The sequence below is a fragment of the Streptomyces hypolithicus genome (genome assembly GCF_052934925.1).
The window spans coordinates 4,983,174-5,002,795 of sequence record NZ_CM128811.1 but is presented as its reverse complement, the minus strand read 5'-3'; the positions used below and the strand labels follow the sequence as shown (position 1 = coordinate 5,002,795).

The window sequence follows — 19,622 nt, the reverse complement described above, 5'->3', positions numbered from 1 at the left end:
AACCGGTCCCGCCCGCCTGTCGCTGCTCCGCTGCCAGCAGGCCGCAGGCCGCCGGGCCCGGTCAGCCGGCCAGCGAGCTGCGACCTCAAGACCCAGGTGGAGCAGGCCTGGCTCGATCTGGAGAAGATCACGCTCGCCGGACTCGACGAGGGCGAATGCGCGGAGCTGCTGCGGCTGCTGGGCCGGGTGGGCGAACCTGTGCCCGCAGGCGCGGGAGGCGGCGGAGGCGGAGGGATCACGGGGGGCGGAGGGTGCGGAGGGGTGCCCGTAGGACGCCTCCGGCGCCCGGGTACCGGCGGATCAGGCCAGTACGTCCAGAACCCGGTCCACATCCGCCACGGTGTTGTAGAGATGGAAGGACGCCCGCAGGTTGCCCGCACGGACGGAGACGACGATGTCGTTCTGCGTCAGCGCGTCGAGCCGGCCGGTGAGTCCCGGGGTGGCCACGACCACCGAGTCGGCGGGAACCGGTGTGTGGCCCAGGGACAACAGACCCTCGCGGTAGCGGGCGGCGAGCGCGGTGTTGTGCGCGCGTACGTTCTCGACGCCGATCTCCTCCAGCAGCGCCAGGGACTGCTCGGCGGCGGTGTACGCCAAGAAGGGCGGCGGCTCGTCGAACCTGCGTGCCTCACGGGCGAGTTCAGCCAACGGTCCGTACGTGCTGTTCCAGATGTCCTCGCCCGACATCCACCCCGCGTGGACCGGCGTCAGGGTCTCCTGCGCCTCCTCGGTGACCGTGAGGAAGGACGCGCCGCGCGCCGCCATCAGGTACTTGTAGCCACCGGTGACGGTGAAGTCGAAGCTCCCCGCGTCGAAGGGCAGCCAGCCCGCCGCCTGGGTGGCGTCCACCAGCGTACGGGCGCCGTGGGCGGCGGCAGCGGCCCGCACGGCGGGCAGGTCCGCCACCCGGCCGTCGGCGGACTGCACCGCGGAGAACGCCACGAGGGCGGTTTCCGGGCGCACCGACTCGGCCAGCTTCTCCAGGGGTACGTAGCGCATCTTGAGGTCGCCGCGGACCGCGAAGGGGTTGACCACCGAGGCGAACTCTCCCTCCGGGCAGAGCACTTCGGCTCCGGCGGGCAGAGAGGCGGCGACCACCGCGACATGCACGGCGACCGCGCTGCCCACAGCGACCCGCGAGCCGGGGACGCCGACGAGGCGCGCGAAGGCGGCACGCACGGCGGCCACCGCCTCGAAGCTGCCGCCGCCGTCCGGGCTGCCGGTGGCGCCCAGCTCAGCCGCGGCCCTGACGGCCTCGACGGCGCGGCGGGGCAGCAGACCGGAGGTGGAGGTGTTGAGGTACGTCGTCTCCGGCGCGAACTCGGCGCCGACCGCTTCGGTGAGAGTAAGGGACGTCATGCCCCTACTCTGCACCCTCATCAACCCCCCGTCCATCACATATCTTTGAGGCTTTCCCCCAAGCATTGCTTATGCCTCACGCCTCGCAGGCCCCGTCCGCGTCGCCCGCGCCCACCGTCGTCAGGGGTGCGACGGTGTCATCTTGTCGCGGGGCCACCAAGACGGCAGTTGAGGGGCCGAGGCTTCGGCCCACGGCATCCGGGCCGGGTGGTGCGCGCCGGCCCGTGCCCGGTCACGCCGTGCCGGTGAGGCGCAGCCTGGTTCGGGGAGGCGCCGTCGGAGGAAGCTCGGTGAGGATATCGGCGAGGGTGACTCCGGAAAGGCTGTGTTGCCATGCTTGGTGTGCGTCTGCCATTTTCTCGGCGAGGACACAGGTCCGGCGGCAGTCATCGGAGGGCAGAGCCCCCCGCCCCTGCTGGCGGATCTCACGGCACTCATACGGCGGGGAGGTGCCGTCAACAGCCTCGACGATCTGCAGGAGCGTGATCTCGGAGGGGCGCCGTGCGAGTCGGAACCCGCCCCGCGGGCCTGTGGTCGCGGCCAGCACCCCTGCCCTGACCAGCGCCTTCAACTGCTTGGCGAGATAGGGCGCGGGCAGGTCGTAGTACTGCGCGAGCTGTGCCGTCGATGCCGAGTCTCCTGCGTCGAGCTGTGCCAGCGTCGTGGCGCAGTGCAACATCCATTCGGTACTTCCAGGCAGCTTCACCCACCGATTGTATCGCAGATATAACGGACCTGTTTAGTCCATGATAACGTCGCCGTGACCGCTGGAGAAGGAGAGATCATCATGCGGATCGCCATTGCCGGTGCGACGGGAAACATCGGGTCCCTCACTGTCGCCGCCCTTGAGCGGGGCGGACACCACGTCGTACACATCAGCCGCTCCCACCAGGTGGACCTACTGACCGGTCATGGTCTCGACGATGCCCTGACCGGCGTCGAAGCGGTCATCGATGTCACGAACTGCACGGCCTCCGACCCAGCCGAAACGGTGCACTACTTCGGGACCTCCACACGGAACCTGCTCGATGCGGGGAAGCGGGCGGGCGTCCGTCACCACGTGCTGCTCTCGATCGCCGGAGCCACCCGTGTCGAAGGCAACGCCCACTACGCCGGCAAGCGGGAGCAGGAGCGCCTCGTGTCCGAGGGCACGGTGCCATGGACGGTCGTGCCGGCTACGCAGTTCCACGACTTCGCCGCGATGGTGACGAGTTGGACCGAGCAGGACGGAGTCGCCACGATCGCCCCGCTGCTCGTGCAGCCGATCGCACCTGCGGACGTGGCTGACATCCTCGCCGAGATCGCGGTGGGCGATCCCAAAGGGCACTACACCGACGTCGCGGGACCCGAACCGCAGGACCTGGTGGACATGGCCCGGCGCACCAACGAGGCCCGCGGCCATAAGGTGAAGCTCGTTCCGACCTGGTCCACCATGTTCGGCCCGGCGATGGCCGGTAACTCGATGCTGCCCGCCGAGGGCGCACGCATCGCACCGACCACTTTCGACGAGTGGCTCGCAAGACAGCGGTAAAGCCTTTCCTCGATCTGTGCCCGTGCCCGTGTCCGCCGCGGGCACGGGCACAATCGAGCAGGACCCGCTGGTCGAAGACGGAGCGGTCCTCGGCGAAGTTGGCCCGGTAGGCGAGGTCGAGCAGCCCGCTCTGGCGGTCGCGCGCCCTTGGCGAGGTGCAGCAGTTGGTGGATGTCGAAGGTGTTTGCGTGCCTTTCGGGGCACTTTCCGTGATCAACCTTCGGTACAGCGGACCGCCCTATACCCATGTGTCCGGATTCTCAGTGCTCCGGCCGGCCAAGATCCTGACTACTCGTCGTGAGCATGCCCACTGAGGGGCAAGGGACGGCTCAAGGCGGCAGGAGTCTGCCCGGTGTGACCGGTCGGGCCCGCTCGAAAAGGTCACGGGCGGCATGGTTCTTTAGGTGGGGACGAATGCGGCTGTGCATGATCCGGATTCGTTCGTCCGCTCGCCCGGATTGCAGGCTCGGGTAATCGTCTAGCGCTCGCGACCACGTCTGACAGGCTGCTTCGAGGTGGCCTCGTTCTAGCTGCCGCTCAGCGAGAGTGCAGCGATGCCGGACCCTTGCGCGCCGATAGACGCTCTGACGTACCCGATCTGACTGTTCCATCGCTGAGATTGATCCGGCCACGTCACCTAGTTCGTAGCGGACTTGGCTTGTGTGATAAAGCAGCGATGACGGGTCGTAGGAGCCGAATGCCTTGGAGCGGGACTCCGCCTTTTCCATGGCCACCTCGGCTTCCCGCAGATATGCCCGTGCGGCAACCCGCGCGCCGGTTTGCGCTGCCGCATGTGCTTGCTGTCCAGCGAGGAAAGCGCGCATTCTCGGGCCGGCTTTCGGAGAGGCTGCGGATGCGGCGTCCGCTAGTCGCATTGCTTCCGCACCGTGCCCCAAATCGACTGCCTGAACACTCATCCCGCGCAGCGTGGTGCAGAAGGTCAGGTGATCCTCGGAGGCCCCGGCAAGTTCTAGCGCTTTGAGATAATAGCGCTGCGCCATACCATGTACGCCCTCATCTACCGCCATGTAGCCCGTTAGGTAGCAGAGATCCGAGACGGCGGCCATCATGGATTTGCGGACGGAGTCGGAGCCATCGATGCGCAAATACGGTGCGGCCGTGTTCACCAAGAATGCAGCAGCCATGGGGCGTGCGATCCGCCCGCCGAATTGGTCATCAAGGTCCGAGATGCGTTCGGTCATAGCGGTGACGGTTTCAACGTCCGTCATCCCTATGCGTTTGGCCTCGCCCTTTTGGACGGCTTCCATCCTGCCGACCACATCGGGCCAGTTGGGAATGGTCAAGGCGACGGAGAATAGACCTACCCCTAGAACGCTCCGTCGTGACGGGTCCATGTCTCTCCTCCCCAGGGCTAGCAACCCTTCAACCGTACTGGGGTGGCTGAGCGGCTGATCTCCGGGCAGTGCTGGAAACCCTGCCTCGCTGTGCGTGACTGGCCGCTGCAATCTCCGCCCGAGCGCTTCCAAGATCAGCGGACGCACATCCGCTTTCGGCATGTGCCCCTTGAGCCACTGGTGAACGGACGGCTCCCGGTACTTGAGGGGTGTCCCGCGCTCTGTGCCAATGCGGTTGACCTCTTGGGCGAACTGCCGCAGCGTCCAGCCGGTTTCGCGGTACAGCCGCTCAAGACCCGTGTTCGGCTCCGCTGTCCCCACTCGTCAACTCCTTGCGCTGCATGGGCTCTTAAAGCTCTTAAACGCTGGTGCCGCTCCCACGGTACCGCTCTGCGTAGCTGGGCGGTTACCTATGGCGAGCGCAGAGATCACGCAAGGGACGACGCCACCACCGAAGGACTCCCGACCATGGACAAGAAGCCCCTCGTACCTCCAAGCGACGCTGACGAGCTAGCGGCGCTCATCAAGGCTGGCGGGTTTTGGCGACTGGCCCCCGACTGGGTCCCCCGGACGGGCTACACAACCAACCCGCCGCGCAGCGTCCTGAAAGCGGTTCAGGCCGGACTTAAGGAACGGCTGTGAACGCCCCGGAGACGGCCCGCGAGCACCCGCACCACTGGGAGCCGGGCGAGGTGGCCAAGGATGCCCGCACGGGGCGTGTGGGACGCGTCATGGAGTATGTGGGACCGTGCTATCAACTCCGTCCGCTGAATGGCGGCAAGGAATGGGAAGCCGACTCCGAGCACCTGATCCCGGCCATGCAGTCGGACGCCCTCAGCACCGCTGTCGCTGAAGCGAACGCGCGTGCTCGGTGGGGTGTTTGAGATGCGCACATCAGTCGCCCAGCGACGGGCACCAGGACTCAGAGTCGGCATGGCGGTCTACGACAACTCCTACGAGATGCCCGCGACCCTTTCGGGCTTCGACGGGCCTATGGTCTGCCTGTCTCGCCCCACAGGACTTCATTGGCGGTCCCGCTGGGCTTCCGTTCGACCAGCCACCGAGCACGAGCGGAAACAACTCCGCGCGCTGGCCAAGCTTCACGCTCAGCGACAGAAGGGACTGAGCGTCACCTAGGTTTCGTCCCTGCCGGACGCATCCGCTGAGGCTCCCCCGGCTTCGCTATTCGCGGCAGGGACGAATTCAGCCCCCGTATCGGCCACCCCGTATCGGCGGGGACGGTCGGCCGGTACGGGTCCACGCACGAAGACAATGAGAACGGTGCCCGTGTCGGCACGGCGAAGGAGAGATATGGACGCGATCTTGCGCAACAGCGGTGGCGACAAGTTGCCGGGTGAGCCCTACCCTGGCCCGCACCAGCCGCCCACTCCCGACGGTGGGCCCGGAGTTCCCAACCCGCCCAAGGGATGACCTTGTGACCACTGACGCACACCAGGAGCGCCCCGGCCGCACCGAGCTGGGGCGTGCCCTCATCTCGGGCGGTGCCCTTTCCTCTGACTGGGTGCCCACATTCGAAGCCGTGCCCCGTTCCGTATTCCTCCCTGACCTCATGTGGCCATTCGACATGATCGAGGGAAAGAGCGTCGCCGTTTCAAAGTCGGATGACCCAGCGAGCTGGGGTGGATACGCAGACGCCGACGTTCCGATCGTCACGCAGTGGGACGACGGCGAACACAGCGGCAACGAGCCGGGGAAGGTGTCTACCTCTTCCGCATCCATGCCCAGCGTGGTGTTCCGAATGCTGCGGGATTTGGACGTACAGCCCGATGTCCGAGTACTGGAGATCGGCACGGGCACCGGGTGGAATGCCGCGCTGTTGGCGCACCGATTGAGGGCCAAGAACGTCGTCACGGTGGAAGTAGACGAAGCTGTTGCAGCGGCGGCACGGAAGGCCCTTGAACGCTTCGGGCTGCCCGTTCACGTCGTCCACGGCGACGGATTCAAGGGCTATCCGAAGGGAGCGCCTTACGACCGGATCATTTCCACGTGCGGGCTCCGGTTTATTCCGTTCGCATGGGTGCAGCAGACCCGGCCCGGCGGGCTCGTTGCGGCTCCCTGGGGGACGCACTACAGCAACAGTGACGCCGTTGTCCGGCTGGTCGTGGGCGACGACGGAGAGAGTGCGTCAGGCGCGTTTACCGGTCCCGTGGAGTTCATGAAGCTGCGGGCTCAGCGCCTCCCGCCTCTTGTCCACGCTGAGTACGTCACCGGCAGCGTCGCGGACGGTGAGGAGTCGTCTACGACGATCACAGAAACCGAATTTCTCGGTGATCAATTCGGGCCCCAGCAGTTCGCCCTCGGTCTCCGACTTCGCGACTGCCGGCACACCGTTGCCGACAAGCGCGACGGCGCACGGCCGGTATGGCTCTATGGGCTCAGCGACCGCTCATGGGCGTGCGCGATGTTCCGCGACGGCGACACCGCGCGGGTCTGGCAGTCGGGCCCCCGCCGCCTGTGGGACGAAGCGGAAGCCGCCTACCGATGGTGGGAGGGCAGAGGCAAGCCGGGGCATGAGCGGTTCGGGCTCACCGTGACAGCGGAAGGACAAGCAGCCTGGCTGGACGATCCGGCCGACTCCTGGCTCGTGTAAGAGGTCGCGCAGATAGGCGCGGTGGGGAGCCCTGGGCGAAACAGGCACAGGTCCTGGGCGATCACGTAATTGTCCGCTCTGTGTTTTCCCGGGGTCTGCCGCGAACGGAGCGGCTGTACGCCTGGCCGACGAGATGAAGGGGTTCCGGGGCTTGCTCAGATCGCTGGAGCAGCCATCGAGGCGCGAGTTGCGGCAGTGATGAGAATTTCGCGGGGCACCCGCGCTGCGGCGGCAAGGGCGCGACCCACTGGGTAGGCGTGGGCGCCTGCTGGGAGATTTCCGCGGCGCCCGCTGAGTACCACGTCGATGGAGCCCGTGCTGCTGTGCGATTCCGTGGTTCTGTCCAATCGCCGCAGTGTTTGGCGGGCGACTGCCTCCGCGCTGTCGTACAGGGTGGTTCCGGTGGGCAGGCTCTGCAGAATCTCTGGCGCCACCAGGGGGTAGTGCGTGCATCCCAGCACCACGGAGTCGCAATTCTGGGGGGTCCGCTTTGCCGCGTCGGCGATCGCTTCCGCTGCTGCGGCCATGTCTCCGTGGTCGATCGCCTCGGCCAGACCAGGGCATGCGACACGCGCGACAGGCCGGCCGTTCGCGAAGTCCGCGATCAGGCGATCCTGGTAGTCACTCGCCGTGGTCCGGACGGTTGCCCACACGGCGATGCCTTGGGCGGCCGCTGCGGCCGACTTCACGGCGGGCACGGTTCCGATCACAGGCACTCGGGGTTCAAAACTCTCGCGCAGAGCGTCGATCGCGGTGACGGTGGCGGTGTTGCAGGGGACCACGATGGCCTCCGCGCCCCGCTGGACGGCCAATTGGGCGGCACTGAACAGACGGTCCGTGACGAAGGAGGCCGTTCTCGATCCCCAGGGGGCGCCGTCGGGGTCCAGAAACAGAAGCAGATCGAGTTCCGGGGCGAGGTGCCGAAGCCATCCTGTGGTGGAAAGGAGGCCAAGCCCTGAGTCGATCAATGCCACCATCATGGGAGTCAAGTTACCAGCCGACCACTGGCGCAGATGGTGGTCCGTCACGGGCGGCGGCGGGGGCGGCCCTCCCAGCGGTGAGTGGTCCACGCTCGGCGGATCAGGCTACGCACGGTGATGATGGTGTCGGCGAGGTCGAAGAAGGCGTCGATGACGGCAGCCCTACGCTCATAGCAGCGGGCGAGCCGGTGGAAGGCGTTCTGCCAGGCGTGGGTGCGTTCGACGTGCCACCTCTGGCTTGCCTGGATCGGTGCCTTCTCGCCCTTGTGTGCGATGCGGCCGTGCAGGCCGCGTTCGTGGAGCAGGGTGCGGGTCTTGTCCGAGTCGTAACCGGCGTCCAGATGCACAGTGATGTCGTCGGGCAGCGGTCCCAGGTCGTCCAGGCGGTCCAGGGTCGGGGCGAGCAGCGGGGAGTCGTGACGGTTCGCTCCAGCCAGCACGCGGCCCAGCGGTATTCCATAACCATCCGTCATACCCGAGCGTTTCAGGCCCTGTTTGCCGCGATCGACCGGTGAACGCCCTGCAACCTCACCGCCGCCGGGGGCTTTGGTGATGGAGCCGTCGACGGCGATCTGGTCGAGGACGAGGCCGACGATCCGGTCGTAGGACTCCAGCGCAATCTGCTTGAGCTTGGCGAAGACGCCGAGCCGGATCCACTCGTCGCGACGGTTGCGGATCGTGGTGGCCGAGCAGGTCGTGTCGGCGATCGCCTGGTAGGAGCAGCCGAATCGCAGGAGCTGCAGCATCTTGTCGAAGACGATCCGGTCGCTGATGCGCGGGCGGTGGCAGCCCAGTGGATGGGTCGGTGCGTAGGTCGATCGCTCAGGCAGCAGAGCGGCGAATTGGCCCCAGAGCGGTTCGGTCAGCCATGATGGCAGTACAGGCACAGGTCCCCCCGGTGATCACAGAGCGTCGCAACTCCATGATCGCCAAGGCCTGTGCCTGTCTTGCTGCCGGGGTGCCACCACCGCGCCTATCTGCGCGGCCTCTAAGTCGATCCAAGGGCCGGGGCGTTAGCGGTCCCCGCAAGCCCGTCCGTGCTTCACTCCAGCTCAGAGGCGTGCTCGGGACGGTGCGGAGGCTGCCTCCGCTGTCCCGGCAACGCACCGGCCCGCCACCCCGTTCCCTGCCCCTGCCTGCGCGGGCAGGGCGAGGACCAGCGTCAGGTGAGCGCTCACGTGCGGGGTCAGCGGGTCGGGCGCCCAGCCGTGGCGGGCGTAGAAGGACTGGGCCCGCAGATTGTGCTCGTACACCTCCAGGCGCGCCTCGCGTACGCCGGAGCGACTCCAGGACTCCACGCAGGCCGTGTGCAGCCCGGTGCCCAGGCCGCGGCCCCACCGGGCGGGGGCGACATGGAGCTGGGTGAGGTTCATGACGCCGTCTCGGACGCCGAAGGCCGCGACGCCCGCAACGGCCCCGTCGTGCTCGGCGACGAGCACACCGCCGTCCCGGCGGCCGACGGCCCCGGCCCAGCCGGCGCGGGTTCTGGCCCGTTCGGCGGGGCCCGCGTAGTCCTCCTCGGGGATGTGGCCGCGGTAGTACGTGGCGCGGGCGGCGGTGTGCAGGTCGGCTATCGCGTCGAGGTCGGCGGGGACGGCTCGTCTGATCATGACGGCTCAGACGCGGCGGGCCCGGCCTGCGGTTGCGGTCGCGGTTGCGGTTCGCCCTCCTCCGCGGCAGCGCGTCTCCCCCGTCCGGAGGAGACGGATCACCGCTGAGCGGGACGTGCAGCGGCGGCCCGTGGCGGAGCGTGGATGCCATGACCAAGACCGAACCCGTCCCCGCGCCCCCCGCGCCCACCGCCCCCGTCGGCCTGCCTCGCAGGGTGCTGCGCGCCGCCGCCGTCGTCTCCTGCGTGCCGTACATCGCGCTCAAGATCTCCTGGATCGCCGGTGGCCGCACCGGCATTCCCGAAGGCAGTGTGCTCCTCGACCGGCCCGGTGTGATGGCGGCCGTCAACGGCGTCACGGTGGTGATGGACGCGACGGTCGTCGTACTGGCGCTGCTGCTCACCCAGGCCTGGGGCCGGCGCGTGCCCGCGTGGCTCATCGCGCTGCCCATGTGGGTGGCGACCGGGCTGCTGACGCCTATCGCGACCGGGTATCCGCTCCAGCTGCTGGCCAAGGTGTTCACGGACCGCGGGACCGTGCCGGCGAACAGCGAGCCGTTCCTCGACGCATGGGTGTTCGCCGTCGTCTACACCGGTTTCATCATCCAGGGGCTGACGCTGGGCACCCTCTTCGCCCTGTACGCCCGCGACAGGTGGGGACACCTGTGGGCAGGCGCGGTCCGGGACCTGCCGGACGACGCCGTCGGCCGGGGGCTGAGGGCCACCGCCGTGGCAGGGTCGGCGCTGGCCGCCCTGGCCGCCGTACCGCATGCGCTGTGGGCCACCGGCTCCACCACCGGCCTCAGCCGGTCGCGGATCGACGAACGCACGCCGGACTTCTACCTGCTTGAGGGGACGTACGCTCTCTTCGCCTCCGTCGCCGTCGTCACGGTGCTCGCGCTGGTGCTGCGGCGCGGCCGCCTGCCGCTCAGGACCCCACTGGCACTGGCCTGGCTGAGCTCGGCCACGCTGGGCTGCTGGGGCGGGTGGTTGCTCCTGGCCTCGGCGGCGCCTTCGGGCGACGGGGCCGAAGCGTCGACCGTGCTGATGGTCCTGACCTACGCTGTGCAGATGACCGCCGGTCTCCTCCTCCTCGCCGCAGGTACGGCGTTCCTGCGGCGGCTCGGGCGCGGGGGCGGGCGCGCGGCGTGAGAACCCTGTTCGGGGCGCGGGCCCGGCTGCGCTGGATCCATCTGATCCTCGGCGGCGCGCTGTCCATGCCGTACTTCCTGCTCGGCGTGGTGATCGTCGGCTCGTTCACCGGCAATACGAATGTTTTCACCTCCACCGCCCTGCAGTTCGCGTCCTTCGGCATCGCCCTGCCCATCGCCGCCCTGACCGCCTTCTTCCCGCTGGTCAGGCCCCTGTCGGCGGGCGCGGCCAAGGCGTTGTGCGGCATGCCGGCCGAGCAGGCGGAGCAGCTGGCCCAGGGGCCCGCCCGGTCTCTGACGGCGCGGGCGCGGACCGCGGCCTGGTACACGCTCCACCTGGGGCTCGGCGGGATCATCAGCGGCATGTCGCTCGCGGTGCCGCCGTTCGCGGGCGTGCTGATCCTGCTGCCGCTGTTCGCCCGGCTGAGGGATTCCCGTCTCGATCTGCCCGCGGTGTTCGGCGAGACCTGGGCGCTGGCGCTGGCTCCGGTGGCCGGCGCCGGGATACTGCTGGCGCTGGCCGGGTGCGCGGCCGTGGCAGCGGCGCTGCTGGCCCGCTGGGCGCCGGTGCTCCTCGGGCCGGCCCCCGCCGACCGGCTCGCGGCGGCGGAGCGGCGGGCCGCTGAACTCGCCGTACGCAACCGGCTCGCTCGTGAGTTGCACGACTCGGTGGGACACGCGCTGAGCGCGGTCACGCTCCAGGCGGGCGCGGCGCGCCGGGTACTGGACAGCGATGTGGAGTTCGTTCGGGAGGCGCTGACCGCGATCGAACGGACGACGCGGCGCACTGTGGGCGAACTCGACGCGGTACTCGGGCTGTTGCGGCAGGGCGAGGAAAGGGAGGGCGAGCTCGCCGGCCCGACGCTGGACGCGCTGGGCGACCTGCTGGCCCAGTGCGGCGTGCGGGTCGCGTACACGGAGAACGGCGACCCGGCGGCCCTGGCCCCGGTGACGGTGTCCCGCGAGGCGTACCGCATCGTGCAGGAGGGGCTCAGCAACGCTCTGCGGCACGGCGCGGCGGCACCCGTGTCGCTACGGATCGCCGTGCGCGGCGAGGAGTTGGAGATCGTGATGGAGAACCCGCTGCCGGGCTCGCCCCCCGTGGTACGTCCGGGAGGCGGCCGGGGCCTGCCCGGCACAGCGGAACGCGCCGCCCTGCTCGGCGGCCACGCCGAAGCCGGGCCGCACGGCGGTGTCTGGCGGCTCACGGCCCGCCTGCCACTGGCCGGAGGTGCGCGATGAGCGCCCAGGACGCGCGGGTCAGGGTGGTACTCGCCGACGACGAGCGCCTGGTCCGTACCGCCCTGCGCGTCATCCTCGAAGCGGAGCCCGACCTGGAGGTCGTCGGCGAGGCCGCGACCGGGGCCGAGGCCGTCTCGGTCGTGCGTGGGCTGCGTCCCGACGTGGTGCTGATGGACGTACGCATGCCGGAGATCGACGGCATCCGCGCCACCGAGCAGATCCTCGGCGCTCTGGAGGATCCGCCACGGATCGTGGTCGTCACCACCTTCGAGAACGACTCGTACGTGTACGACGCCCTGCGCGTCGGGGCCGCCGGGTTCCTGCTGAAGCGGGCCGCCGCCGAGGACCTCGTCGCGGCCGTCCGGCTGGTGGCGCGCAGCGACACGCTGCTGTTCCCGTCGGCCGTGCGACGCCTGGCCGCCCAGCACGCCAGGCGCCGGCCCGAAGCGCCGCCGTGGGCGGCCCGGCTGACCCTGCGCGAGGCGGAGGTGCTGCGGCTGATGGCGGTGGGCCTGACGAACGCGGAGGTCGCGGAGCGGCTGCGGGTCGGCCCGGCGACGGCGAAGAGCCATGTGGCGGCGGTGCTGGCCAAGACGGGCGCGCGGGATCGTACCCAGGCAGTGATCGCGGCGTACGAGTCGGGTTTCATCAGGCCGCACTGAGCAGCGCGGGGAGAGCGCGGAGAGACGCGCGGAGATGAAGACTGAGTGAGAAGGGCGACATACCGGAACTCCGGGGGCCGGTTCGTTCGTCTTCTGTGCGGGATGAACAAAACAATCAGGCGCGCTTCGGTCTTCTGCCTGCTGATGGTGCTCGCCCTGCTGGTGCGGATCACCTGGGTGCAGGCGTACCAGGGCCAAGCTCTCGCAGACGACAAGAACAACCGGCGGAATGTGATCGCGCAGTACGCGCAGCCGCTCGGGAACATCATCGTGGCCGGTTCGCCGGTCACCGGATCGAAGAAGACGGAGGGCAGCGATCTCGACTACAAGCGCACCTACACCGACGGCGCGCTCTACGCGGCCGTAACCGGCTACAGCTCGCAGGCGTACGGGGCGACGCAGCTCGAAGGCATCTACAGCAATGTCCTCGACGGGACAGACAGCCGGCTGAAGAGCCCGGCCGACCTTCTCATGGGCCGGCAGAGCGACCCCGGCGCCGTGGTGACTACTGTCGACCCGGCGGTGCAGAAGGCCGCGTACAACGCGCTCGGCGACAAGAAGGGCGCCGCCGTGGCGATCGACCCGGAGACCGGGCGGATCCTCGGCATGGTCTCCACGCCTTCATACGACCCGTCGAAGATCAGCGGTATGAACGACGGCGAGGCCTGGCAGCGGCTGACCGGCGACGAGGACAAGCCGATGGTCAACCGGGCGCTGCGGCAGGCGTTGGCGCCGGGCTCGACGTTCAAGCTGGTCGTCGCCGCGGCGGCGCTGGAGGACGGGCGCTACGGCTCGGTGGACGAGAAGACGGACAGCCCGAACCCGTACCCGCTGCCCAACACACAGACGGTCCTGAAGAACGAGAACCCGTCGGCGCCCTGTGAGGACGCCACGCTGCGCACGGCGCTCCAGTACTCCTGCAACAACGTCTTCGGGAAGCTGGCCGTCGATCTCGGCCAGGACAAGGTGAAGGCGATGGCGGAGAAGTTCGGCTTCAACACCGAGAAGCTGGATGTGCCGGTCCGGGCCGCCGAGAGCCTGTTCCCCTCGGGACTCGACAAGCCGCAGACGGCGCTCACCGGCATCGGCCAGTTCGATGTGACAGCCACCCCGCTCCAGATGGCCATGGTCTCGTCGGCCATCGCCAACGACGGTGAGCTCGCGTCGCCGCACATGGTCTCCAAAGTGACGGACGGGGACGGCGACACCCTGGAGGACTTCGGGGACGCCGACAGCGAGCGGATCGTGTCGTCCGACACCGCCGAGCAGCTGCGGAGCGCGATGGTCACCGTCGTCGAGGACGGCACGGGCTCGAACGCGTGGATCAGTGGCGCCGAGGTGGGCGGCAAGACCGGTACCGCGCAGCGCGGCGTCGACAACAGCAAGTCGCCGTACGCCTGGTTCACGTCGTACGCCAAGGACGAGTCGAGCGGCCGGCAGGTGGCGGTCGCGGTCATCGTCGAGGACTCGGGCGGCCCGCGCTCGGAGGTCAGCGGCAACGGCCTGGCGGCGCCGATCGCCCAGAAGATGATGAAGGCCGCGATAGACCGGTGAAGCGGGCGGCCGGTCCCGGCCGGTGCGCTCCTGTGACCGTCCCCTGCCCGCCCCCGGTCATCGAGAGGTCCTGTCGGATCCGGTTCAGGGGCGGGCAGCAGTCGGCTCCTACTGGCCGGCCCACCGCTTGACGGTGGCCTCGGCCGTCGCGCGCTCGTCCGGTGTCAGCTTGGAGATGGTCGCGCCGTGGTTGGTGTCCGGCGCGACGAAGAGGTGCGAGTCGCGCTTGCCCGGCTTGAACTGTTCGGCGCTCCACGGGTCGTTCTGCCCGTACACGAACATCATCCGCTCGCCGCGGGTGGACACCCAGCGGTCGACGTCCTTGATCACACGGCCTTCGTAGGAGGTGCGCATGCCGGCGGGCAGCACGGAGTTGGGCTGGTAGATGTCCGGGTGGTTGCGCACATCGCGCAGGTGCTTGAACTTCAGGTCGGCCCAGCCGAGTTGGGACGCGGCCTGCCGGTAGTACGGGCCTGCGCCCTCGGCCCCGTTGCCCTGGTCCGAGTAGATGCTCAGCCCGTGGCCCAGCGACCAGGAGTAGAGCTCGTCGTCGGTCGCCTTCTTCGCGTCCGGGACGGCCGGGCAGTCGGTGTGGGTGCCGCTCTGCCAGAAGTTCCACACCTGGTCGAGCACGGAGAACTCGTAGGCCCGGTCGGCGGAGCCGAGGTAGGCGAAGGTGAGGCCCTGCTCCTTGGACGTGGCCTCGAAGCGCGGCAGCATAGCGGAGCGCCGCACCAGCATTTCGCGCTGTACGGCGTCCAGGGCGGCCCGGCACTCGGGCGTGCCGACCGTCTTGAAGAACCGCTCGTAGACGCTGTCGTCCCGGTTGTTCGCGTCGTTCGGAGCGACGTACGCGACCACGGCGTCCAGGTCGTCCGGGTAGTGGCGCTCGTGGTAGACCTGCGTCATTCCGCCCTTGCTGGCGCCCGTGCCGAGCCACTTGGCCCCGTAGAGCGTCTTGAGTGCCTGGACGATCGCGTGCTCGTCGGTCGCCTGCTGCCAGACGTTCAGGTCGTCCCAGTCGATGTCGGCGTCGGCGGGGCGCGAGGTGTTGAAGTAACGGTGTTCCACGCTGACCTGGTTGGCGCCGAGCAGCGTCGTGATCTCACGGGTGCTGGAGGACAGCCCGTACCCGCCGGTGTAGTGCACGACCGGCGCCGTCTCGCTCTTGTGCCAGAGCGTGAGTCTCTGCTGGAAGCTGCCGCTGGACGGGTCGCGGTGGTCGACGGGCTGGGCCATCGTCAGCGTGTAGAGGGGGAATCCGCCCTTGTCGGCCACCGAAACGACCGTCAGCCCGGGGATCCGCTCCAGCTTTTCGCGGATGTCAGCGGTCGCGGCCGTGCTGGTGGCCGGCGCGTCCGGGCTGGTGGCCGCGGTGTCAGCGGCGTCCGGAGCCGCCGCCGCGACGGCGGGCGAACCGGTCGCCAGAGCGGTTGCCGCTATCACGCCGGCACAGAGCAGAGAAGACAGGAAGACCTTGGTGCGCACGCTGAAGTCCCCTCGGTCGCAGGTGTGGTGATGGAAGCGATGGACTCGACGCGCCGCATGCTATGCGCTTCGGACCTGTGACCGGCCTCACTCTGATCTTTTGCTTCCTGTGTCAACCGGAGGCGTGGTCCCGGGCGTATGCCACATGAGACCGAAGAGATCCAGGAGTGGTTGTTGACCGTCGAGGAGTTCGAAGAGTTCTACGCGCATACGGCCGCCCGCCTCGTCGGGCAGCTGTATGTGATGCTCGGCGATCGGCACGAGGCCCAGGACGTCGTCCAGGAGGCCTTCGTACGGGGGTGGAGCAAGCTGAGGGCGCTCGACCGCGACGGCGAACCCGAGGCATGGATCCGTACGGTGGCCTGGCGGGTGGCCGTGAGCCGGTGGCGGGTGAGCCGCCGTTCGGCGGACGCCTGGGAGCGGCGCGGCAGCCCGGGCGCCGACCCGGGTCCGGGGCCCGAACAGGTCGCTCTGGTGACGGCGCTGCGTGAACTGCCGCCCAGGCAGCGGCGGACCGTGACGCTGCACTACGTGTGCGACCTGACGGTCGCCCAGATCGCGGCCGAGACCGGCCTGTCCACCGGAACCGTCAAGACTCACCTGGCCCGCGGCCGGGCCGCGCTCTCCCATCTGTTGCAGGATCCGCGATCCGAGGAGGCCTCCGGTGTCTGAGCCCCAGCCCCACGACCCGTTGAGGGCGGCGTTCAAAGACGCGGCGGCGGCCGGGCAGGCGCGCACCAGGCCCGTGCCCGTGGCGGTGATCGCTGAGCGCGGTGTCCGGCGCCGGCGGCGCCGTCTCGCCCTGGTGTCGGCGACCGCCTGCGCGGTGTTCGCCTCCCTGGGCGCCGCGCTGGTGACGACCCTGGCGACGGACGGCGGCGCGGACCCGGCGGTTCCTGCCACCACCCCGGCCTCGCCCGTCCCGTCGTCGTCCCTCAGCCGCACCCGCACGTCGCCCCCGCCGTCCGTCGCACCGTCCGTCGCACCGTCCGTCGCACCGTGGCTCGCCCCGTCGCTCGCACCGTCGCTCGCCCCGTCCCGGACCGCGAGCGGGGGCGCTGGGACCTCGCGGACACCGGTAGAGACCCCGTCGACGAGCCAACCCGCCACGGACTGACCGCCACGGACTGACCCGCACCACCCACCCCCGCCACATCGCCCCTTGCGCCGGCCTGCGGGCCGGCGCGGGGCGGTGGCGGTCCCCCGCATGCCTCGATGCCAACGCCGACGCCCGTACCAGGAGCCCGACCATGGCCACCGCGACCCGCCCGCGCCCCGCCGCGCAGCCCGCCCGTACCGCCGCACCGGCCTCGGCCCCGGCGCGTCCGTCCGGGCGGCGTCGGATCGTGCGCCTGCGCCTGAGTGGCGACGACCGGAACGTCCTGCTCCTGTACGTCCTGACCCGCGCCGGTCTGTGGGCCGTCGCGTACGGCACGCGGTGGCTCTTCGCCGGTGACCGCAGGGCCCGCGACGTACGGTCGGCGCTGTCGCCGTGGGAGCAGTGGGACTGGTGGCACTACCTGCGCATAGCCGAGCACGGTTACTTCCCGGGCGGAACCGGGCCGTGGACGGACGACTGGGACAACCGGGAGGCGTTCTTCCCCGGCTTCCCCCTCGTGCTCCGCGCCGTCCATACCGTCGTCCCCGACTGGACCGCCGCCGGCCTGCTGATCTCCTTCTGCTCGGGGGCAGTCGCAGTCCTGGCACTCGCCCGCGTCGCCCGCCTCCACCTGCCCGACGGCGCCACGGCCCAGCGAGCCGTGCTCTTCCTCCTGCTCTCGCCGTGCGGGGTGTTCCTGGCCGCCGGCTACACCGAGTCGCTCTTCCTCGCGCTCGCCCTGCCGGCCTGGCTCGCCGCCCAGCGCCGCAACTGGGCGCTCGCGGGCGTACTCACCTGCCTGGCGACCGGGGTCCGGGTCAGCGGTCTCTTCCTGGCGGCGGCGATCGGCGTCCACTTCGTCGCCGCGGCAGACCTGCGCAAGCAGTGGCGCTCACTGGCCTGGATCGCGCTGCCCACCCTGCCCGTGGCACTCCACTCGTGGTTCCTGCACGCGCACACCGGCGACTGGTCGGCGTGGAAGCACGCCCAGGAGCGCGGCTGGTACCGCGAGTTCCACGTTCCCTGGGAGACGTGGGCCAACACCTGGAGGGCCGCCTTCGGGCACACGCAGACCACCGGTTACGCCGCCATGTTCCAGGCCGAACTCCTCACCATGCTCGTGGGTCTGCTGCTGCTCGGTGTGCTGCTGCGGCGACGGCGATGGCCGGAAGCCGTCTACATCGGACTGACCCTGTGGGCGCTGGGCACGTCGTACTGGTACACGTCGATTCCGCGCGCCACGCTCCTGTGGTGGCCGATGTGGGTGCTGCTCGCCGCGTGGAGCGTGCGGCGCCCGTGGGTGCGAAGCGCGTACGTCGGCGTGGTGGCGCCGGTGGCGACGCTGGTCGCCGTCACCTTCCTGTCGGGACGCTGGGCGGGCTAGCTTGAGATTTAACCTCCGGATTCGAACAGCTCCGACCAGCCCTTCCTGCCGCACGAGCAGGCCCCGCAGCACAGTCGGAAACCTAAGCAAGTCGGGACAAACGGTGCGCATGCTGGTTCCGTGAAGCCGACTTGCGGTCGTGTTCGAGCGGCGAGGTTAAATCTCAAGCTAGGGGGTGTCTGACAATTCCCCGCGGCGTCGCGGCGTCCGGCACGCACGCTCGCAGCGTTGCCGAAAAGCCCTAGTACTGCAACCGCATGTGTGGGTTTTGGCCTCGGCGTTGGTAGTGGCAGCGGCGGGCTCGGGCCTGGCTGCGGCGTCGGAAGTGTGACCAGCGGAGACGGTGCTCGTTGTCGTGGCAGCGGGGCGTGATGACGACGTGCCCGATCATCCGGCGGATCTCCGGGACGCTGAGGGGTATGAGGTCTTGCTCGTCGTCTCGGCTGCCCCTTTTGTGGCTTCTGCGGCACGGGTGGCGGTCAGGTAGGCGAGGGCGGCCATCGCGAGGGTGATGTGCCGGTACCAGGCCCGGTAGAGACGGACCTGGTAGTGGTCCAGGCCGCATTCGCCCTTGGCGATCTGGAAGCATTCCTCCACCTGCCACCGTGCGCCAGCGGTTCTGACCAGGTCTTTCAGCCGGGAGGTGGCGGGGCCGTAGCAGACGTAGTAGGCGATCTCGGCGGGGTCGCTGATGCTGCGGCGGGCCAGGACCCAGTGCCCGAAGCCGTCCTGCCACTGCGGGCGGACAGCGATCCGGGCCCAGTCGTAGAACCGCTGACCGTGCGCGCCCGCTCCGGCGGAGATCCGCTTCCATCTCTGCCGGGGCACTGCGGTGATCAGGTCGCGCACCTCGGCGACCGCACCATCGGTGGTGGTCACGGTGTCGTTGACCTTGGTGGCCAGTACATAGGCGACGTGCCGTTCCTCCAGCCAGGCCCGCATGTGTTTGACCTGGCCGTATGCCTCATCCGCAGTGACCCAGGCGAAGGGGACACGGGCGTCGATCACGCGTTGCAGCATCCACTTGAAATGCTCGATCTTCGTGGCGAAGGGCACCTCGTCACCGATCCCGGCCTGCCTGCACCGCTCGCGGTCATCGGTCCAGGAGGCGGGGACATACAGTTCCCGGTCGATCAGCGCCCGGCCTTTCACGGAGGCGTAGGCCAGGAACGTGCCGATCTGACAATTTTCCGTGCGGCCGGCCGTTCCGGAGTACTGCCGCTGGACACCGGCCGACTTGACGCCCTTCTTCAGGAAGCCGGTGTCGTCCCCGATCAGCACCGCGTCCTTGGCGCCGATCGTCTCGACGACGAAGTCACGCACGTCGTCACGGACGGCATTCTCGTCCCAGTCGGCAAAGTTCAGCAGCCGCTGGAAACCGTCCGGACGACGCTGGCCAGCCTGCTCGGCCAGCGTCCACCCGTTTTTCTTCTCCAGCGGTGCGAGCAACGTACTCAGGTAGTCCAGCGCCCGCTCACGCGGCTCCGACCTGCCGAAATGGCCCGCAAAGCGAGCATGAAGATCGGCTATCCCCTCGGACCAGTTCTCGATCTGCGCGACCGTCAGCGATTCATCACACAGTCAGTCCAACGACCAA

18 protein-coding genes and 1 pseudogene are annotated in these 19,622 nt (G+C 69.2%); 10 read left to right on the top strand and 9 right to left on the bottom strand.

What is annotated here, in order from left to right; translation table 11 throughout:
- Window positions 1-300: 300 nt before the first annotated feature.
- Window positions 301-1,359 carry an aminotransferase class V-fold PLP-dependent enzyme gene (locus ACU6WZ_RS23530; protein ID WP_447030171.1) on the bottom strand — a complete coding sequence of 353 codons (1,059 nt, stop codon included), beginning with the start codon at window positions 1,357-1,359 and terminating at the stop codon, window positions 301-303.
- A 232-nt stretch (window positions 1,360-1,591) separates the two neighbouring features.
- The gene (locus tag ACU6WZ_RS23525) at window positions 1,592-2,065 is read right to left on the bottom strand and encodes an RrF2 family transcriptional regulator (protein WP_447030169.1); all 474 of its coding nucleotides are present in this window, start codon (window positions 2,063-2,065) and stop codon (window positions 1,592-1,594) included.
- An 81-nt stretch (window positions 2,066-2,146) separates the two neighbouring features.
- Here ACU6WZ_RS23525 and ACU6WZ_RS23520 point away from each other — a divergent pair, with 81 nt between their 5' ends.
- Entirely contained in the window at window positions 2,147-2,890 is a 744-nt protein-coding gene (locus tag ACU6WZ_RS23520; protein WP_447030168.1) for an SDR family oxidoreductase, read from the top strand.
- Between the two features lie 34 nt (window positions 2,891-2,924).
- Here ACU6WZ_RS23520 and ACU6WZ_RS23515 read toward each other — a convergent pair.
- Window positions 2,925-3,081, bottom strand: a pseudogene (locus ACU6WZ_RS23515) (DsbA family oxidoreductase); the annotation flags it as partial.
- 138 nt (window positions 3,082-3,219) lie between these two features.
- Window positions 3,220-4,566, bottom strand: a complete 1,347-nt coding sequence (locus ACU6WZ_RS23510) for an NsdA family TPR-like regulatory protein (protein ID WP_447030166.1) — start codon at window positions 4,564-4,566, stop codon at window positions 3,220-3,222.
- Window positions 4,567-4,883: 317 nt separating this feature from the next.
- Between ACU6WZ_RS23510 and ACU6WZ_RS23505 the strand changes: the two genes are divergently transcribed.
- Both ACU6WZ_RS23505 and ACU6WZ_RS23500 read left to right on the top strand, forming a co-directional pair.
- Window positions 4,884-5,129 carry a hypothetical protein gene (locus ACU6WZ_RS23505; protein WP_447030164.1) on the top strand — a complete coding sequence of 82 codons (246 nt, stop codon included), beginning with the start codon at window positions 4,884-4,886 and terminating at the stop codon, window positions 5,127-5,129.
- A gap of 551 nt (window positions 5,130-5,680) precedes the next feature.
- Entirely contained in the window at window positions 5,681-6,856 is a 1,176-nt protein-coding gene (locus ACU6WZ_RS23500) for a methyltransferase domain-containing protein (protein ID WP_447030163.1), read from the top strand.
- A gap of 155 nt (window positions 6,857-7,011) precedes the next feature.
- On the opposite strand, the gene ACU6WZ_RS23495 is transcribed toward ACU6WZ_RS23500, so the two are convergent.
- The 3 genes from ACU6WZ_RS23495 to ACU6WZ_RS23485 form a co-directional block, all read right to left on the bottom strand.
- A complete protein-coding gene (locus ACU6WZ_RS23495) occupies window positions 7,012-7,836 on the bottom strand; it encodes a glutamate racemase (RefSeq protein ID WP_326437148.1) in 825 nt (274 codons plus the stop codon).
- Window positions 7,837-7,880: 44 nt separating this feature from the next.
- Window positions 7,881-8,723, bottom strand: coding sequence for an IS5 family transposase (locus tag ACU6WZ_RS23490; protein WP_447030161.1), 843 nt, complete (start codon window positions 8,721-8,723; stop codon window positions 7,881-7,883).
- A gap of 165 nt (window positions 8,724-8,888) precedes the next feature.
- Window positions 8,889-9,446: a GNAT family N-acetyltransferase gene (locus ACU6WZ_RS23485; RefSeq protein ID WP_447030159.1), complete on the bottom strand. Its 558-nt coding sequence runs from the start codon at window positions 9,444-9,446 to the stop codon at window positions 8,889-8,891.
- 149 nt (window positions 9,447-9,595) lie between these two features.
- Between ACU6WZ_RS23485 and ACU6WZ_RS23480 the strand changes: the two genes are divergently transcribed.
- The 4 genes from ACU6WZ_RS23480 (at window position 9,596) to ACU6WZ_RS23465 (ending at window position 14,054) form a co-directional block, all read left to right on the top strand.
- Window positions 9,596-10,597, top strand: a complete 1,002-nt coding sequence (locus ACU6WZ_RS23480) for a hypothetical protein (protein ID WP_447030157.1) — start codon at window positions 9,596-9,598, stop codon at window positions 10,595-10,597.
- Window positions 10,594-11,838 carry a sensor histidine kinase gene (locus ACU6WZ_RS23475; RefSeq protein WP_447030156.1) on the top strand — a complete coding sequence of 415 codons (1,245 nt, stop codon included), beginning with the start codon at window positions 10,594-10,596 and terminating at the stop codon, window positions 11,836-11,838. The genes ACU6WZ_RS23480 and ACU6WZ_RS23475 overlap by 4 nt, the downstream gene beginning before the upstream one ends.
- A complete protein-coding gene (locus tag ACU6WZ_RS23470) occupies window positions 11,835-12,500 on the top strand; it encodes a response regulator transcription factor (RefSeq protein WP_447030155.1) in 666 nt (221 codons plus the stop codon). The genes ACU6WZ_RS23475 and ACU6WZ_RS23470 overlap by 4 nt, the downstream gene beginning before the upstream one ends.
- A gap of 102 nt (window positions 12,501-12,602) precedes the next feature.
- Complete coding sequence (locus ACU6WZ_RS23465) at window positions 12,603-14,054, top strand: peptidoglycan D,D-transpeptidase FtsI family protein (protein ID WP_447030153.1); 1,452 nt, start codon at window positions 12,603-12,605, stop codon at window positions 14,052-14,054.
- Window positions 14,055-14,162: 108 nt separating this feature from the next.
- Here the strand turns inward: ACU6WZ_RS23465 and ACU6WZ_RS23460 are convergent, their stop codons facing one another.
- Entirely contained in the window at window positions 14,163-15,542 is a 1,380-nt protein-coding gene (locus ACU6WZ_RS23460; protein ID WP_447030152.1) for a S28 family serine protease, read from the bottom strand.
- Window positions 15,543-15,680: 138 nt separating this feature from the next.
- Between ACU6WZ_RS23460 and ACU6WZ_RS23455 the strand changes: the two genes are divergently transcribed.
- From ACU6WZ_RS23455 to ACU6WZ_RS23445, 3 genes are all read left to right on the top strand, one after another.
- Window positions 15,681-16,214 carry a SigE family RNA polymerase sigma factor gene (locus ACU6WZ_RS23455; protein WP_447030151.1) on the top strand — a complete coding sequence of 178 codons (534 nt, stop codon included), beginning with the start codon at window positions 15,681-15,683 and terminating at the stop codon, window positions 16,212-16,214.
- Window positions 16,207-16,659 (top strand): hypothetical protein, encoded by a 453-nt coding sequence (locus ACU6WZ_RS23450; protein ID WP_447030149.1) that lies wholly within the window; start codon window positions 16,207-16,209, stop codon window positions 16,657-16,659. The genes ACU6WZ_RS23455 and ACU6WZ_RS23450 overlap by 8 nt, the downstream gene beginning before the upstream one ends.
- A 133-nt stretch (window positions 16,660-16,792) precedes the next feature.
- Window positions 16,793-18,025, top strand: a complete 1,233-nt coding sequence (locus tag ACU6WZ_RS23445) for a mannosyltransferase family protein (RefSeq protein WP_447030148.1) — start codon at window positions 16,793-16,795, stop codon at window positions 18,023-18,025.
- A gap of 387 nt (window positions 18,026-18,412) precedes the next feature.
- Here ACU6WZ_RS23445 and ACU6WZ_RS23440 read toward each other — a convergent pair whose 3' ends face one another.
- On the bottom strand, window positions 18,413-19,576 hold the full coding sequence (locus ACU6WZ_RS23440) for an IS701 family transposase (RefSeq protein WP_447034207.1): 1,164 nt from the start codon (window positions 19,574-19,576) through the stop codon (window positions 18,413-18,415).
- Window positions 19,577-19,622: the final 46 nt, after the last annotated feature.